Genomic DNA, 15,035 nt, shown 5'->3' with positions numbered 1-15,035 from the left:
CGTCGACGCCTGAGAAGTACGCAGCGTCGACGCGCCAACCCTCGTTCGGCTATGTAGCCGGCGGGGGTTTTTTCGTGCCCGGCCCCATTCATCGACCGCGAGGCAGAATCGATGACCAGCGCCAATACCAGGCAGAACCCGGCCCCGGAAGCGTCCCCGGGGCAACGTCCGAAGCCGGCCCCGCCCAACGGCGCCCCGGTAAGAGCGACCGGCGCCCAAGCATTGGTCCGCTCGCTGGAAGCCGTGGGCTGCGAGGTGGTCTTCGGCATACCGGGCGGAACGATTCTTCCCACCTACGACCCACTCCTGGACTCGACCAAGGTGCGCCACGTGCTCGTTCGGCACGAGCAGGCCGCCGGTCACGCGGCGGCCGGATACGCGCAGGTCACGGGAAGTACCGGAGTCTGCATGGCCACCTCGGGGCCGGGGGCGACCAACCTGGTCACCGCGCTGGCCGACGCGCACATGGACTCGGTTCCGGTGGTGGCGATCACGGGGCAGCAGAGCACCGGCCTGATCGGTACCGACGCCTTCCAGGAAGCCGACATCTGCGGCATCACACTGCCCGTGACCAAGCACAACTTCCTGGTCACCGATCCGGCCGAGATCCCGCGCACCATCGCCGAGGCGTTCTACATCGCATCCAGCGGTCGTCCGGGACCGGTGCTGGTGGACATTCCCAAGGACGTCCAGCAGCTGACCATGTCCTTCTCCTGGCCACCGGAACAACGGTTGCCCGGCTACCGGCCCGTCGGCAAACCGCACGGCAAGCAGGTTCGCGAAGCGGCGCGGCTGATGAGCGAGGCCGAGCGTCCGGTGCTCTACGTCGGCGGCGGGGTGCTCAAGGCCGAGGCGTCCGCGGAACTGGCCAGGCTCGCCGAGCACACCGGGATCCCGGTGGTCACCACGCTGATGGCCCGGGGCGCGTTCCCCGACTCGCACCCTCTGCACCTGGGGATGCCGGGCATGCACGGGACGGTTCCCGCGGTGGCCGCGATGCAGCGGTCCGATCTGCTGATCGCGCTGGGGACCCGCTTCGACGACAGGGTCACCGGGCAGCTGTCGGGTTTCGCACCGGAGGCCAAGGTCGTGCACGCCGACATCGATCCGGCCGAGATCTCCAAGAACAGGGTCGCCGACGTGCCGATCGTGGGGGACTGCAAGGAGGTCCTGGCCGAGCTCCTCGAAGCCGTGGACAGCGCCTCCACCGAGCGGGGTCGCGGTGACCTGTCCGAGTGGTGGGAGCAGCTGGAGGACTGGCGCAGCCGCTTCCCCCTCGGCTACGACTGGCCGGCCGACGGCACGCTCTCGCCCGAGTACGTGATCGAGCGGATCGGGCAGCTCGCGGGACCGGAGGCGGTCTACAGCGCGGGAGTGGGGCAGCACCAGATGTGGGCGGCCCAGTTCATCGAGTACCAACGTCCGGGCAGCTGGCTCAACTCCGGTGGGCTCGGAACGATGGGCTACGCCGTTCCCGCGGCGATGGGCGCCAAGGCAGGGGCCCCCGACCGGCAGGTCTGGGCCATCGACGGGGACGGCTGTTTCCAGATGACCAACCAGGAACTGGCCACCTGCGCCATCGAGGGGCTGCCGATCAAGGTGGCGGTCATCAACAACGGCAACCTCGGTATGGTCCGGCAGTGGCAGAACCTCTTCTACGCCGAGCGTTACTCACAAAGTGATCTCGGCACCCACGGACACCGCATCCCCGATTTCTCGCTGCTGGCCGAGGCGCTCGGAGGCGTGGGGATGAGGTGCGAGTCCGCTGCCGACGTGGACAGCGTCATCGAGCGGGCGATGGAGATCGACGACCGACCCGTGGTCATCGATTTCGTGGTGGGCAAGGACGCGCAAGTGTGGCCGATGGTGGCCGCCGGAACCGGAAACGACGAAATCATGGCGGCGCGCGGAATCCGCCCGCTGTTCGACGACGACGAGGGGTGAGCGCGTCGATGAGCCGACACACACTCAGCGTGCTGGTGGAGAACGTTCCCGGTGTGCTCGCCAGGGTGTCGGGGTTGTTCTCCCGGCGCAGCTTCAACATCGAATCCCTGGCCGTCGGGCCGACGGAACACCCCGAGATCTCGCGGATGACGATCGTGGTCTCGGTGGAGGAGCAGCCGCTGGAACAGGTGACCAAACAGCTCAACAAGCTGGTCAACATCATCAAGATCGTCGAGCTGGACCCGGACTCGTCGGTGCAGCGCGAGCTGTTGTTGGTGAAGGTGCGGGCCGATGCCTCGGTGCGCAGCCAGGTCCTCGAGACGGTGCAGCTGTTCAGGGCGAAGGTGGTCGACGCTTCTCCGGAGGCGCTGACCATCGAGGCCACCGGCGATTCGGACAAGCTGGACGCGCTGCTGCGGATGCTCGAGCCCTACGGCGTTCGCGAGATGGTCCAGTCGGGAATGGTCGCCATCGGCCGAGGAGCACGTTCGATCACGGCAACCGCAGTGCGGTGACCCGCCCCGGCGGGCCCGCTACAGAAAGGAAAACGAGCAGCAATGGCAACCGAGATCTTCTACGAGTCCGATGCCGATCTCGGACTGGTGCAGTCGCGCAAGGTCGCGATCATCGGTTACGGCAGCCAGGGGCACGCCCACGCGTTGTCCCTCCGGGACAGCGGTGTCGACGTCCGGATCGGACTGCCGGAGAACTCCAAGTCGCGGGAGAAGGCCGCCGAGGAGGGACTGCGTGTGGTCACGCCCTCCGAAGCCGCTGCCGAAGCGGATCTCATCATGATCCTCGCCCCGGACACCAAGCAGCGGCAGATCTACTCCGAGGACGTCGCGGGCAACCTCAACAGCGGTGACGCGCTGTTCTTCGGTCACGGCTTCAACATCCGCTACGGCCTGATCCAGCCGCCCTCCGACGTGGACGTCGCCATGGTGGCTCCGAAGGGGCCGGGCCACCTCGTGCGGCGCCAGTTCGTCGACGGCAAGGGCGTGCCGTGCCTGATCGCGGTGGAGCAGAACCCCACCGGGAACGCACAGCAGCTCGCCCTCGCCTACGCGGCCGGGATCGGCGGAGCACGGGCCGGGGTCATCAGGACCACCTTCACCGAGGAGACCGAGACCGATCTCTTCGGTGAGCAGGCCGTCCTGTGCGGTGGAACCAGCGCCCTGGTGCAGACCGGGTTCGAGGTGCTCGTCGAGGCGGGCTACCAGCCGGAGATCGCCTACTTCGAGGTGCTGCACGAGCTGAAGTTGATCGTGGACCTGATGTGGGAGGGCGGTATCGCCGGTCAGCGGTACTCCTGCAGTGACACCGCCGAGTACGGTGACCTGACCCGTGGCCGGCGGGTCGTCGACGAGAACGTCAAGGAGTCGATGCGGCAGGTGCTGTCCGAGATCCGCGACGACTCCTTCGCCAAGGAGTGGGTCGCCGAGGACGAGGCGGGCAGGCCCGAGTTCAACCGGCTGCAGGCCGAGGGCAACGCGCATCAGATCGAGGAGGTCGGCAAGCGGCTGCGCTCGCTGATGTCCTGGACCAAGGGCTGACCGGTGCTTTCCGGCGGACTTGTTGGTGGGGGCGGGGTTCTCCCCTCGGTGCCGATGGCGCCGGGGCGCACCACCCGGGCGCCTGCGACGAGGGCGAACAGCGAGCACCAGTGAGTCCGAGCGGTCCGGCGGGCCGTCCGTCCGGTGTCGCTCCGGGCGGGCGACCCGTTCTCGCGCGGGGAGAAGCGCCCTTCCTGTCGGGGGAGTGGCCCGGATCGGTATTATCCGCTCCGTGAGCGAGGAAACGCAGCCGGTCGACGACAAAGCGCACATCAGGGATCAGCTCGACTTCAGCACGGCCGAGTGGATCACCAGTACCGACGACGATGACGAGCCCGGGGTGGAGATCGCCTTCGTGGACGGCTACATAGGCATGCGCAACGGTGCGGACCCGGAGGGGCCGGTGCTCGTGTTCACTCCTGAGGAGTGGGACGCGTTCGTCGCGGGCGCCAAGGACGGCGAGTTCGACGAACCGTGAATCCTCCACCGTAACCTGCCCGTGATGGTGACGGGCAGGTGCACCGCACTGTCCGCGAAGCTGTGTGCTGCGGTTTCATTGTTCGATGTCGTTTTCGACCGGAAAGTCCGAAGACGGCGTTACGGTGATACGTCCAACACTTGTGTGAACGGATTCTCATATCGGCGTTAAACTGCTGCACCGTCCGGCACAATGGCGTGCCTTTGCTTCGACCCTGATCTCTGTTACTGGAGCGCGCCCGTGACCAACGCAAGCCGTCCTGTCGTCCTGATCGCTGAGAAGCTGGCTCCTTCGGTGCTGGAAGCATTCGGAGACGAGGTCGAGATCCGCCACGTCGACGGTACCGATCGCCCCGCCCTACTCGAGGCCGTCGCCGACGCCGACGCGCTGCTGGTCCGTTCGGCGACGAAGGTCGACACCGAGGTTTACTCCGCGAGCACGCGGTTGAAGATCGTCGCCCGTGCGGGCGTGGGACTGGACAACGTCGAGGTTCCCGCCGCGACCGAACGCGGCATCATGGTGGTCAACGCCCCCACCTCCAACATCGTTTCGGCCGCCGAGCACGCCATCGCGCTGCTGCTGGCCGTCGCCCGCAACGTCGCAGTCGCGGACGCGAGCCTGCGCGAGGGCGAGTGGAAGCGCAGCGCCTTCAGCGGTGTGGAGCTCAACGGCAAGACCTTCGGTGTCATCGGTCTCGGCAAGATCGGTCAGCTCGTCGCGCAGCGACTCGAGGCGTTCGGTGCGAAGCTGATCGCCTACGACCCCTACGTCTCCGCGGCCCGCGCGGCCCAGCTCGGCATCGAACTGGTCAGCCTCGACGAGCTGCTGCAGCGCGCCGACGCGATGTCCATCCACCTGCCCAAGACGGCGGAGACCCTCGGACTCATCGGTGCCGAGGAACTCAAGAAGTGCAAGCAGGGCGCCATCGTCATCAACGCCGCCCGCGGTGGGCTCATCGACGAGGACGCGTTGGCCGACGCCCTGCGCAGCGGTCACCTCGGTGGCGCAGGCATCGACGTCTACAGCACCGAGCCCAACACCTCCAGCCCGCTGTTCGAGCTCTCCAACGTGGTCGCCACCCCGCACCTCGGGGCTTCCACGGCCGAGGCCCAGGACCGCGCGGGCACCGATGTCGCCCACTCCACGCTGCAGGCGCTGCGCGGAGAGTTCGTCCCCGACGCGGTCAACGTCCAGGGAGGGGCCGTCGGCGAGGAGGTGCGCCCGTACCTGCCCCTGACGCAGAAGCTCGGCTCCCTGCTCGCTGCCGTGCTGGGGTCGACCCCGACCTCGGTCACGGTCGAGGCCCGCGGCGAGCTCGCCGAGGAGGACGTGTCCGTGCTGCCGCTGGCGGCGCTGCGCGGGGTGTTCGCCGGTGCGGTGGAGAGCCAGGTCACCTTCGTGAACGCTCCGCAGCTCGCCGAGGACCTCGGAGTGGACATCGACGTGAAGACCTCTCCGGAGAGCGCGAGCCACCGCAGCGTCGTGTCGGTGCGCGCGGTGCTGTCCGACGGCCGTACCGGCGTGGTCTCGGGTGCTCTGGACGGGCCGGAGCAGGTCGAGAAGCTGGTCGAGGTCAACGGCAGGCACTTCGACCTGCGGGCCGAGGGCAGCGTCCTGCTGCTCGAGTACCCGGACCGCCCGGGCGTCATGGGCAAGGTCGGCACGCTGCTCGGCGAGGTCGGGATCAACATCGAGGCCGCGCAGATCAGCCAGACCTACGACGGCTCGGACGCGATCATGTTGCTGCGCGTGGATCGTCCGGTGGACGCGGGCGTCCTCGAGCCCATCGGAGCCGCGGTTGGGGCCAAGACGGTGCGCACCGTCAGCTTCGAGTGAGTCCTCGGGTGTGATCCGGTGGGATCCACACCGCTCGTTCCCGGAGGGGCCGTCGCGCGCAGCGGCGGCCCCTCTTTGCGGAACCGGGGGTGCCACCCCGCGTGGCTGATCGGATGCCGAAAGGTGGGACAGGGGTGCTGCCCTCGCTTGAACGGTGGATACTCACCCATTCGGGTGTCCCACTGCGCGGGAAGTGCTGTCCACTTGAAGGGTCCGGCGTGCCGCGGCGTGATCGAAGGACGGTAGTCTGCGGGGCGACGTTTCAGTCCCAGGTCGGGGCAGTACTCGGGAGGTGTGTGCATGCGGCTCGCTGTGATCCCAGGTGACGGGATCGGGCCGGAAGTGGTGGCCGAGGCTCTGAAGGTACTCGGAGAAGTGGTGCCCGAAACGGAGATCACGCGGTACGATCTGGGCGCTGCTCGCTGGCACAACACCGGGGAACTACTGCCCGAATCCGTGCTGGGGGAGATGCGGGAGCAGGACGGCATCCTGCTCGGTGCGGTGGGGGACCCGTCGGTGCCCAGCGGAATCCTCGAACGCGGGCTGTTGCTGCGGTTGCGTTTCGAGCTCGACCACCACGTGAACCTGCGTCCCGCGCGGTTGTATCCGGGAGTCCAGAGTCCGATCGCCGAACCGGGCGACATCGACATGGTGGTCGTGCGGGAGGGCACCGAGGGGCCCTACGCGGGAAACGGCGGCCTGCTGCGCAAGGACACCCCCCAGGAAGTCGCCACCGAGGTGAGCCTGAACACCGCGTTCGGTGTCGAGCGCGTGGTCAGGGATGCTTTCGCCAGGGCTTCGTCCCGTCCGCGCAAGCACCTGACCCTGGTGCACAAGACCAACGTGCTCAGTCACGCCGGATCCTTGTGGTCGCGTGTCGTCGAGGAGCTCTCGCTGCAGTACCCGGACGTCACCGTGGCCTACGAGCACGTCGACGCGACGACGATCCACCTGGTCCAGGACCCGAGCAGGTTCGACGTGATCGTCACCGACAATCTGTTCGGCGACATCATCACCGATCTCGCGGGGGCGGTGACGGGCGGTATCGGTCGGGCCGCCAGCGGAAACATCGACGCCACGAGGCGGAACCCGAGCATGTTCGAGCCAGTGCACGGCAGTGCGCCCGACATCGCCGGGCAGGGGACCGCCGACCCGACCGCCGCGGTGCTCTCCGTGGCGCTGCTGCTCGACCACGTGGGCTACACCGAGGCGGCGCGCCGGGTCCAGGCCTCCGTGTCGTTCGATCTGGCGACCCGGGACCATTCCGCCCCCGGGGCCACTCACGCCATCGGGGACCGGCTGGCCGCGCTCGTTTCCTCCAGGGAGGTCGTGCAGCAGACCTGACCGGGCGCGGTTCGTCCGGCGGAACGTCGACACGCCTCCTCGTGTCCGGATCATGGGAAAAAGGGCCCAGTGAGTGGAGCGAAAGCGGTGTGTGCGAGCATGGCCGCGTGTTCCGCCACGTGAAGGACATTATTGGCAAGCGCGTCGGGTGAATCGAGTTCCTTTCGCCCGACGCGCAGACCTCTCGCATCCGCGAGGGGTCTTTTTTTGTTTCCCAGTGGATCCGCCAAGCGTCCACAGCACGTTCCGGACCAACCGAACATCGTCCTTTGGAGGGACAGTGACCCGCACCAGCCCGGCAGGAACTCCGTCCGCGGACGCTTTTCACGTCTACGACACCACACTGCGTGACGGAGCCCAACGTGAAGGTATCTCCTACTCGGTGTCGGACAAGCTCGCCGTCGCGAGCACGTTGGACGCCCTCGGCGTGGGGTTCATCGAGGGAGGCTGGCCCGGGGCGCTGCCCAAGGACACCGAGTTCTTCCAACGAGCGGCGGAGGGCGAGCTCGAACTCAGGCACTCCGTACTCACAGCCTTCGGCTCCACGCGCAGGCCCGGCGCCTCCGTGCGGGAGGACGCGCAGGTGGCGGCGCTGCTCGAATCCCGGGCGCCCGTGGTGACCCTGGTCGCGAAGTCCGACAGCAGGCACATCGAGCACGCGTTGCGCACCGACGTGGCGGAGAACTGCGCGATGGTGGCGGACACCGTGCGCCACCTCGTCGAACACGGGCGGCGCGTGTTCCTGGATGCCGAGCACTTCTTCGACGGGTACGCCCACGACCCCGACACGGCGCTGCGCGTGCTGGAGTCGGCCGTGCACGCGGGGGCCGATCTGGTCTGCCTCTGCGACACCAACGGCGGACAGCTGCCCACCGGTCTGGCGCGAACGGTCGAGGAGGTCGTTCGGCGCACCGGTTTCCGAGTGGGAATCCACTGCCAGGACGACACCGGGTGTGCCGTGGCGAACACGCTGGCCGCGGTTCAGGCGGGGGCGAGTCACGTCCAGTGCACGGCCAACGGGTACGGCGAGCGCGCGGGAAACGCCGATCTGTTCTCCGTGATCGGCAACCTGGAGACCAAGCTCGACATCCCGGTGCTTCCCGAGGGCAACCTCGCCGAGCTCAGCCGCGTTTCGCACGCGCTGGCCGAGATCGCCAATCTCGCCCCGGACACGCACCAGGCCTATGTGGGCACCTCCACCTTCGCCCACAAGGCGGGACTGCACGCCAGCGCGATCAAGGTGGACCCGGAGCTGTACAACCACATCGATCCGGAACGGGTGGGCAACGGAATGCGCGTGCTGGTCACCGAGATGGCCGGACGCGCGAGCCTGGAACTCAAGGCGGCCGAGCTCGGGCTGGACCTGAGCGGTTCGCCCGATGCGGTGACCGGCGCGGTGCGCAGGGTGAAGGAGCTGGAAGCCCACGGGTGGTCGTTCGAGGGGGCTGACGCCTCGCTGGAGCTGCTGCTGCGTCGTGAACTCGCGATCGCCGGGGGAGGAGATGTCCGCGAGGGGAAGCCGGAGACCTCCGTCGGGGCCTCGTTCGGAGCTCCCTTCGAGCTGGAGTCCTACCGGGTCTCGCTCGACCACCGTCCGGACGGGCAGGTCGTGTCCGAGGTGACGGTCAAGTTGCACGTGGACGGTGAGCGGGTCATCGCCACGGCCGAGGGGAACGGCCCGGTCAACGCGTTGGACGCGGCGCTCCGCGCCGGGCTGGTTCCGCGGCTCCCCTGGCTCGACGAGGTCGAGCTGGTGGACTACAAGGTGCGGATCCTCACCGACACCTCGGGTACGGACGCGGTCACCCGGGTGCTCGTCGAATCGCGGGACGATTCCCTCGAGTGGACCACCGTGGGAGTCCACGGCAACATCGTCGAGGCCAGCTGGTACGCGCTGCGTGACGCGTTCGCCCACAAGGCGATACGGCGGGCCGGGATCGGCGAGGTGAGCCTGCCGGGCAGCGGGTGACCAGGCGAGTTGTTCGGGTGCGCGGCACGTAGGCTGTCCGGGGAAAGTAGATAACGGAGGTTTCGCTTGCGCCTGGCACGTGTTGCTCAACCCGAAGGGGTCTCGTTCGTCGCTCTGGAGCCGGATCCCAAGTCCCCCGGTGAGAAGGTGCTCGCCGTCGAGATCGACCAGCACCCGTTCGGGGAGCCGACGTTCACCGGCCGCAAATGGCCGATGGCCGATGTGCGGCTGCTGGCGCCGATCCTGCCGACCAAGGTGCTGTGCGTGGGGAAGAACTACGCCGAACACGCACGGGAGATGGGATCGGAGGTGCCGCCGAACCCGGTTCTGTTCATGAAACCGTCCACGGCGGTCGTCGGTCCGAGCGCGCCGATCAAGATGCCGCCCGATTCCGAGCGGGTGGACTACGAGGGTGAGCTCGCGGCGGTGATCGGACAGCCCTGCAAGGACGTTCCGGAGGCCCGCGGCACCGAGGTCGTGCTCGGCTACACGATCGCCAACGACGTGACCGCACGGGACCAGCAGCAGGCCGACGGGCAGTGGACGCGTTCCAAGAGCTACGACACCTTCTGCCCGCTCGGACCGTGGATCGACACGGCCGCGGATGCCTCGGACCTGGCGCTGCGCACGGAACTGGACCGCGAACCGGTGCAGGAGTCGCGGACCTCTTTGCTGGTACACGACGTGGCCGGTCTGGTTTCGTACATCTCCCGCGTCATGACCTTGCTGCCCGGCGATGTGATCCTGACCGGAACTCCTTCGGGGGTCGGTCCGCTGCAGCCGGGGCAGAAGGTCTCGGTTTCCATCGACGGGCTGGGAACTCTCACCAATCCGGTGCAGCAGGCCTGACCGGTTTTCGCTGCTCGGGTCGCCGCGGATGGTTCCGTGGCGGAACCTCCCGCGGCCTCGTGAGCGGGTGCCCCGGTACCGGGTGGCCACCTGCACGACCTCGGGACCGTCCTCGTGGGAGCAGCACGGGAGAACCCGCGGCGCCGGTTGCTCGGGTGGTGCGTCCCGACGCTGCCCGCGTCGAGGGAAAACCCGCACCGGCCGACAACTCGACGGGAAGACGTCGGTGAGCCGTCCCGGATCCGGTCGGGTACCGGGGTGTGGGAACGGTCGCCGCGGGCGTCAGTGAACGGCGCTCCTCGGCGGTCGTTCCCGGAAGGCTCCGTAGGCGAAGACGTACGGCGGTATCGCACGCAGCCACGGGACCTTCGGCGGCAGCCTCAGCGGTAGCGGTAGTCTCGCCCGGTCCTCGAAGTCGATGCTTCCGCGCAGTGCGGGTTCGATCACGTCTTCGTGGACGGTGCGCTGGAGCCGCTGCAGCAGCGCGGTGACCGGTTTCCGGCGGCGCTGTACCGCGGCCACGTGGTGCCTGCGCAGCCTTCCCGCGCGCAGGGGGCCGGCGAGGTGCCGTGCCGTGGCCACGGCGTCCTGAACCGCGAGGTTGATGCCGATTCCACCCACCGGTGACATCGCGTGTGCGGCGTCACCGATGCAGAGCAGCCCGGGGATGTGCCACTTGCGCATCCGGTCCAGGCTGACGTGCAGCAGCTTCACGTCCTCCCAGCTCCGTACGAGCTGCCGCCCGTCGTCCAGCCAGGGCAGGCGTCGTCGCAGGTCGCGGTTGAAGTTCTCGACGCCCCGGGCGCGTTCGGCCGCGTCGGTGCCCTTGGCGATTATCGAGGCGGCCTGGTAGTAGTCCCCCCGGTCGAGCAGGACGGTGAACGAGCCGCTGCGGATCGTTCCGAAGGCTCCGGCCGGGTCCCGCGCCGTTTTCGGCAGGCGGAACCACTGGACGTCCATCGGTGTGGGGAAGTCGCGCGGAACCAGTTCGGGAATTCCGCGTGCGAAGGAGTTCCTCCCGTCGCAGGCGACGGTCACGGTAGCCAGCAGCCGTTCCGTGCTTCCGTCGGGGGAGCGGTACTCGACGCCGGTCACTCTGCCGTGCTCCCGGACCGGCCCCGTCACCTCGGCGTCCGTCAGCAGCGTGAAGCTCGGTTCCCGCCGTCCCTCGTCCGCGAGCAGATCGAGCAGGTCCCACTGCGGGACCATGGCGATGTAGTTGTACTTGATCGGCAGTCGTCGGAAGTCTCCCACGGTGTGGAGCTCCCCGTCGGGGCCGACGGGGAGCCGTACCGTGTCGAGCCTGTTCTGCGGGAGCTCCGCGAACCGTTCGGCCAGGCCCAGGTCGTCCAGCAGGGCCATGGTCGTGGGATGCACCGTGTCACCCCGGAAGTCGCGCAGGAAGTCGGAGTGCTTCTCCAGCACGGTCACGCTCACGCCGGAGCGTGCCAGCAGCAGGCCGAGGACCATGCCCGCGGGGCCGCCCCCGACGATGCAACAGGTGGTTCGCCTCATCACGACCCTCCTAGCAAAATTCAACAACCGTTGAATAACTTCAGCATGCGCGGAGTGGACGCGCCGGTCAACCCGCGGAACACGATGGATAAGCTGAACCTGTCATGAGCACGCCAGATGTCACCACAGCCGCCGAGTCCGACCGTCCCGTGCGCGCCCGCTTCTGCCCGTCGCCCACGGGGACACCGCATGTCGGACTGATTCGCACCGCCCTGTTCAACTGGGCGTTCGCCAGACACAACAACGGATCCCTGATCTTTCGGCTCGAGGACACCGATGCGAGCAGGGACAGCGAGGACTCCTACCAGGCGCTGCTGGAAGCGCTCCGCTGGTTGGGGCTCGACTGGGACGAGGGCCCCGACGTGGGCGGGTCCCACGGGCCCTACCGGCAGAGCCTGCGCAGCGAGATCTACGCCGATGTGGCGCGCAGGCTCCTGGAAGCGGGGGAACTGTACGAGTCGTTCTCCACTCCTCAGGAGGTGGAGCAGCGTCACAGGGACGCGGGCCGCGACCCCAAGCTGGGGTACGACAACGCGGACCGCGAGCTGACGGAACAGCGCAAGTCCGAACTGCGCGCGGAGGGACGCAGCCCGGTGCTGCGGCTGCGCATGCCGGAACGGGACATAGGGTTCACCGACCTCATCCGTGGGGAGGTCACCTTCCCCGCGGGGAGTGTGCCGGATCCGGTGCTGGTGCGCGGCAGCGGTGATGCGCTGTACACGTTGACCAATCCGGTCGACGACGCCCTGATGGGGATCACGCATGTGCTGCGCGGCGAGGACCTGCTGTCCTCCACCCCGCGTCAGATCGCGCTCTACGAGGCGCTGCAGCGTGTCGGCATCACCGATGCCACCCCCCGCTTCGGACACCTTCCCTTCGTGATGGGCGAGGGCAACAAGAAGCTGTCCAAGCGTGATCCGCAGTCCGACGTGTTCCACCACAGGGAGCGCGGTTTCATCCCCGAGGGGTTGCTCAACTACCTGGCCCTGCTCGGGTGGTCCATCGCGGAGGACCGGGACGTCTTCGGCATCGACGAGATGGTGCGTGCCTTCGACATCGGCAGGGTCAGCGCCAACCCGGCCCGGTTCGACCAGAAGAAGGCGGACGCCATAAACGCAGCGCACCTGCGTGCCCTCTCGTTGGACGACTTCGTCGACAGGGTCGTTCCCCACCTGGTGCGCGGCGGGGTGCTGCCCGAGCAGCCCAGCGCGGAGCAGCGGGAACTCGTGCGGCAGGCCGCGCCGCTGGTTCAGGAGAGGGTGGTGGTCCTGTCGGACGCCGTGGGCATGATGGGCTTCCTGTTCGCGGGCTCCGAGTTCGCTCCGGAGCAGGCCGCGGCGGAGAAGGCCCTCGGCGCCGATGCGGCCCCCGTGCTCTCCGCGGCCGTCGAAGCGCTCGAAGGTGTCACCGAATGGGTGACTTCGGAGATCGAGAACGCGTTGAAGGCGGCGATCGTGGAGGGGCTGGGGATCAAACCCCGCAAGGCCTTCACGCCCGTGCGCGTGGCGATCACCGGCCGTACCGTTTCACCGCCGCTGTTCGAGTCCATGGAGCTGCTCGGCAGGCAGACCAGCCTCCGCAGGCTGCGTACCGCTCTGGAGTACGGCTCCGAGCGGTGAGCCCGGAGCGCGTGTTCCCGCCGGGGAGCGGGGTAGAACGCCCGAACCGTGTCGGTTTCGTCCGGCGAAACCGACACGGTGGTCGGGTTCATGTGCTGATGCACGCGCGAGCTGAATCGCGACAGTGATTTAAGTATCACCAAATTGGTCGAGTCGGCCACTCCGGGTGGGGGCCTAGCCTCACGGGGTGACATCCGCACGTGAGGTACCGATACCCGGTGAATTTCGCAGGATCAAAGCCGTCTGCCTGGACATCGACGACACCCTGTTGGACAGTCAGCGCTCCGCCAGGCGCGCTTTCATGGCGCTGACCGGCAACGACGCCGCGTGGCCGATGTGGCAGCGGATAACGGCCGAGTACCACGCGCGCATGATGGCGGGAGAGATCGACTTCGAGACGATGTGCCTCAGCCGGACGCGTGACTTCTTCGCGGCTTTCGGGGAGCACTTGGGTGAGGACGAGGTCCGCGCTCGTGAACGGCGGCGCATGAGTGCGATGCGGGACTCCTGGGAGCTTTTCGACGACGTCACCGATTGCCTGGACTGGTTGCGGGCCAGCGGTCTGGCAGTGGCGGTCATCACCAACGCACCGGGGGCGTACCAACGGCACAAACTCGCGGCCGTGGGGCTGGCGGACACGTTCGACGCGATGTTGATCTCGGGTGAGTGCGGTGTCTCCAAACCGTCGGAGGGGATCTTCTACGCCGCCTGCGCGGCCCTGGACCTCGCGCCGCACGAAGTGGCACACGTGGGTAACAGCTTGGACGTGGACGCGGAGGGGGCCGCTCGGGCCGGGATGCACGGGGTGTGGTTGGACAGGGAGGCGCGTGCGAGCGCCGGGCTCTCCGTCTCCGGTGATCCGGTTTCGGTGATCGCGAACCTGTACGAGCTGCCGGAGCTGCTGGTGTGTGACCTGCCTTACCTCGGCGGTGAGGTCGGGGTTTCCGCGCGGTGTGACAGCCTCGCCGGGTCCGGCTGATCGGGAAAGTGCGGCGGGGCTGTTCCCGCTTTCGGGGTCCCGCCGCTTTCACCTGCGAAATCGTCGTGATCGGGGGGTGGTTTCAAAGGGGGCGCGGGCATGGTCTAGTATATTAACCAACGCGATGAACAGAGGTCATCAAGTGAAGGACCCCGGGGCTTCGGGGAACTTCGTAGGGTGATACGATGTTCAGCGGTGCCGATGGGGTATGGTGTAATCGGCAGCACGACTGATTCTGGTTCAGTTAGTCTAGGTTCGAATCCTGGTACCCCAGCTGGAAGACCCGCTTCAGTCATGAAGTGGGAGTCTTCGCCCGGTCCCGTCGTCTAGAGGCCTAGGACGCCGCCCTCTCAAGGCGGTAACGTGGGTTCGAATCCCATCGGGACTACGAAATCGGGTGGAACTCCACGGGAGTTCTCATCCGTGCGAACATGGGGACTGCACAGTGGTCTCCGGGTTTACTAGAATAATCATTCGAAAAGTGCGGTCCCGTCGTCTAGAGGCCTAGGACGCCGCCCTCTCAAGGCGGTAACGTGGGTTCGAATCCCATCGGGACTACTCCGAAACCAAGCCGATGTGCGTTCGCACATCGGCTTTTTCTTTTCCCCACGTGCTTCCGTGCCGAACCGCGGCGGGCCCGTGCTTCGGCCGTGGGGAGTGCTCCGGGGAGCTTTCGGGCTGCGGCGAGGAGGCGGTGCCGGTCGGACGTCCGTCTCACGGCGGCTCGTCCGTCCACCGGTTCGGGACAGCGTGCCGAGCACCACGTGAACCGCGTGGTCGCATGGTGAACATGTGACGTGGCCGTCCTCCGTGCCCGTTCACACCCCGCCCCGCTCGGCGGGCGTTCGTGAACTTCCTGGTGGGGAGGGGTGTTTTTCGGGAGCTCGCCGCGCTGGGGCCGGAACCGGTCGAAGCGGGCCTCGATCTCGGTACTTGATTTCCGGGGGGA

Annotated in this window: 11 protein-coding genes and 3 tRNA genes; 13 read left to right on the top strand and 1 reads right to left on the bottom strand. The window is 67.6% G+C overall.

The genetic code is table 11. From position 1 onward, the window contains the following. Nucleotides 1-111: 111 nt before the first annotated feature. The 8 genes from FHR84_RS21540 (at nucleotide 112) to FHR84_RS21505 (ending at nucleotide 9,973) form a co-directional block, all read left to right on the top strand. Complete coding sequence (locus FHR84_RS21540) at nucleotides 112-1,944, top strand: acetolactate synthase large subunit (RefSeq protein ID WP_179537371.1); 1,833 nt, start codon at nucleotides 112-114, stop codon at nucleotides 1,942-1,944. An 8-nt stretch (nucleotides 1,945-1,952) separates the two neighbouring features. Beyond that, entirely contained in the window at nucleotides 1,953-2,459 is a 507-nt protein-coding gene (gene ilvN / locus FHR84_RS21535; RefSeq protein WP_017973965.1) for an acetolactate synthase small subunit, read from the top strand. A gap of 42 nt (nucleotides 2,460-2,501) precedes the next feature. Further along, nucleotides 2,502-3,497 carry a ketol-acid reductoisomerase gene (ilvC, locus tag FHR84_RS21530; RefSeq protein ID WP_179537370.1) on the top strand — a complete coding sequence of 332 codons (996 nt, stop codon included), beginning with the start codon at nucleotides 2,502-2,504 and terminating at the stop codon, nucleotides 3,495-3,497. 232 nt (nucleotides 3,498-3,729) lie between these two features. Further along, nucleotides 3,730-3,975 (top strand): DUF397 domain-containing protein, encoded by a 246-nt coding sequence (locus FHR84_RS23425; protein ID WP_017973967.1) that lies wholly within the window; start codon nucleotides 3,730-3,732, stop codon nucleotides 3,973-3,975. Between the two features lie 240 nt (nucleotides 3,976-4,215). Further along, nucleotides 4,216-5,811 carry a phosphoglycerate dehydrogenase gene (gene serA, locus FHR84_RS21520; RefSeq protein ID WP_179537369.1) on the top strand — a complete coding sequence of 532 codons (1,596 nt, stop codon included), beginning with the start codon at nucleotides 4,216-4,218 and terminating at the stop codon, nucleotides 5,809-5,811. Between the two features lie 300 nt (nucleotides 5,812-6,111). Then, complete coding sequence (locus FHR84_RS21515) at nucleotides 6,112-7,155, top strand: 3-isopropylmalate dehydrogenase (protein ID WP_142075850.1); 1,044 nt, start codon at nucleotides 6,112-6,114, stop codon at nucleotides 7,153-7,155. A 280-nt stretch (nucleotides 7,156-7,435) separates the two neighbouring features. Further along, nucleotides 7,436-9,124 (top strand): citramalate synthase, encoded by a 1,689-nt coding sequence (gene cimA / locus FHR84_RS21510; protein WP_179537368.1) that lies wholly within the window; start codon nucleotides 7,436-7,438, stop codon nucleotides 9,122-9,124. Between the two features lie 66 nt (nucleotides 9,125-9,190). Continuing rightward, complete coding sequence (locus FHR84_RS21505; RefSeq protein ID WP_142075854.1) at nucleotides 9,191-9,973, top strand: fumarylacetoacetate hydrolase family protein; 783 nt, start codon at nucleotides 9,191-9,193, stop codon at nucleotides 9,971-9,973. 282 nt (nucleotides 9,974-10,255) lie between these two features. Here the strand turns inward: FHR84_RS21505 and FHR84_RS21500 are convergent, their stop codons facing one another. Beyond that, nucleotides 10,256-11,488, bottom strand: a complete 1,233-nt coding sequence (locus FHR84_RS21500) for an FAD-dependent oxidoreductase (RefSeq protein ID WP_179537367.1) — start codon at nucleotides 11,486-11,488, stop codon at nucleotides 10,256-10,258. Nucleotides 11,489-11,592: 104 nt separating this feature from the next. Here FHR84_RS21500 and gltX point away from each other — a divergent pair, with 104 nt between their 5' ends. The 5 genes from gltX to FHR84_RS21475 all read left to right on the top strand — a co-directional run bounded on the left by gltX (nucleotide 11,593) and on the right by FHR84_RS21475 (nucleotide 14,644). Next, the gene (gene gltX, locus FHR84_RS21495; protein ID WP_179537366.1) at nucleotides 11,593-13,107 is read left to right on the top strand and encodes a glutamate--tRNA ligase; all 1,515 of its coding nucleotides are present in this window, start codon (nucleotides 11,593-11,595) and stop codon (nucleotides 13,105-13,107) included. 187 nt (nucleotides 13,108-13,294) lie between these two features. Beyond that, nucleotides 13,295-14,086: an HAD-IA family hydrolase gene (locus tag FHR84_RS21490; RefSeq protein ID WP_179537365.1), complete on the top strand. Its 792-nt coding sequence runs from the start codon at nucleotides 13,295-13,297 to the stop codon at nucleotides 14,084-14,086. Nucleotides 14,087-14,288: 202 nt separating this feature from the next. Further along, nucleotides 14,289-14,360, top strand: a tRNA-Gln gene (locus FHR84_RS21485). A gap of 41 nt (nucleotides 14,361-14,401) precedes the next feature. Then, nucleotides 14,402-14,474 (top strand) — tRNA-Glu (locus FHR84_RS21480). Between the two features lie 97 nt (nucleotides 14,475-14,571). Beyond that, a tRNA-Glu gene (locus FHR84_RS21475) sits at nucleotides 14,572-14,644 on the top strand. Nucleotides 14,645-15,035 lie beyond the last annotated feature (391 nt).

It is taken from the genome of Actinopolyspora biskrensis, assembly GCF_013408175.1.
GTDB lineage: Bacteria > Actinomycetota > Actinomycetes > Mycobacteriales > Pseudonocardiaceae > Actinopolyspora > Actinopolyspora biskrensis.
Note: the sequence above shows the minus strand (reverse complement) of the source record. Positions and strands in the feature narration are given on the sequence as shown.

Coding starts and splice junctions, on each gene's coding strand:
- FHR84_RS21540 (WP_179537371.1), top strand. CDS start 112: ATGACCAGCGCCAATACCAGGCAGAACCCGGCCCCGGAAGCGTCCCCG.
- ilvN (WP_017973965.1), top strand. CDS start 1,953: ATGAGCCGACACACACTCAGCGTGCTGGTGGAGAACGTTCCCGGTGTG.
- ilvC (WP_179537370.1), top strand. CDS start 2,502: ATGGCAACCGAGATCTTCTACGAGTCCGATGCCGATCTCGGACTGGTG.
- FHR84_RS21515 (WP_142075850.1), top strand. CDS start 6,112: ATGCGGCTCGCTGTGATCCCAGGTGACGGGATCGGGCCGGAAGTGGTG.
- FHR84_RS21500 (WP_179537367.1), bottom strand. CDS start 11,488: ATGAGGCGAACCACCTGTTGCATCGTCGGGGGCGGCCCCGCGGGCATG.
- gltX (WP_179537366.1), top strand. CDS start 11,593: ATGAGCACGCCAGATGTCACCACAGCCGCCGAGTCCGACCGTCCCGTG.